Genomic DNA, 1,176 nt, shown 5'->3' with positions numbered 1-1,176 from the left:
GTCGACGCCCGCCGATGCCGACGACGTCTTCGCCGCGCTCACCCGCACCGCCGGCGAGCGCGCGGCGCCGCCCGAGAACCCGATGTCGGCCGACCGCGTGCGCTGGGAACACATCCAGCGCGTCTATGAAATGTGCGACCGCAACGTCTCCGAGACCGCGCGCCGGCTCAACATGCATCGCCGCACCTTGCAGCGTATCCTCGCCAAGCGCGCGCCGCGTTAGAAGGCAGGGCAAGCGCCTCAGGCCAACCACAGTTCCAACTTGCGGCGCAGATCGCCAATCGCCGAGGTCGGCGCCGCCCCTCATCGCCCTGCCGGGCACTTCTCCCCGTATAGTGACGGGGAGAAGGGGCTGGCCGCAGCCTCGCCACCCCTTCTTGCGACGCTGGAGATTGGCGAAATCGTCGAAGAGAGCGCCCCTCTCCCCGCCACTATACGGGGAGAGGATGCCGGCAGGCAGGTGAGGGGCGGCGCCGGCGCTCGGAAAGGAAGATGCGACCGGAGAATCGGAGGCGATTGCCCTCCTGTGCTTGCCCGGCCATTGCAGTTTGAGCATCATCGCGCCGGCGGGCAGGCGGCATGAAGGAGTCGACATGAAGGACGAGATGCAGCGGCCGAGATCGATCCTTCGCGAATTCCTCGACGGCGAGGCGGCCGGCGGCATCATCCTGATGGCGGCAGCGGCGCTGGCTCTGATCGTCGCCAACTCGCCGCTCTCCGAAACCTATTTCGCCGTCCTCCACGCCTATCTCGGACCGCTCAGCGTCTCGCACTGGATCAATGACGGGCTGATGGCGGTGTTCTTCCTGCTGGTCGGCCTCGAGATCAAGCGCGAGATGCTGGACGGCCAACTCTCGACCTGGCCCCGCCGCGTGCTGCCCGGCATCGCCGCCGCCGGCGGCATGCTGGTCCCGGCGCTGGTCTATGTCTTGATCAACCGCGACAATCAGGCGGCGCTGTCCGGCTGGGCGATCCCGACCGCCACCGACATCGCCTTCGCGCTGGGAGTCTTGTCGCTACTCGGCAGCCGCGTGCCGGCCTCGCTGAAAGTGTTCCTCACCGCCTTGGCCATCATCGATGACCTCGGCGCCGTCATCATCATCGCCCTGTTCTACACAAGCGGCCTGTCGCTCGCCTATCTGGCGGCGGCCTTCGCGGCCATCGCCGTGCTGATCG

The 1,176-nt window shown here is 67.5% G+C and carries 2 protein-coding genes; both read left to right on the top strand.

The genetic code is table 11. The features are described from left to right. A partial coding sequence (locus EOA38_RS37285; protein ID WP_281060179.1) for a helix-turn-helix domain-containing protein occupies positions 1-223 on the top strand: 223 nt, incomplete at its 5' end. A 370-nt stretch (positions 224-593) separates the two neighbouring features. Beyond that, the coding region (locus tag EOA38_RS37275) for a Na+/H+ antiporter NhaA (protein ID WP_189435205.1) at positions 594-1,176 on the top strand (583 nt) is incomplete at its 3' end.

The sequence above is a fragment of the Mesorhizobium sp. M1E.F.Ca.ET.041.01.1.1 genome, from assembly GCF_003997355.1.
Classification (GTDB): domain Bacteria; phylum Pseudomonadota; class Alphaproteobacteria; order Rhizobiales; family Rhizobiaceae; genus Mesorhizobium.
This window is presented reverse-complemented; position numbering and strand designations above follow the sequence as displayed.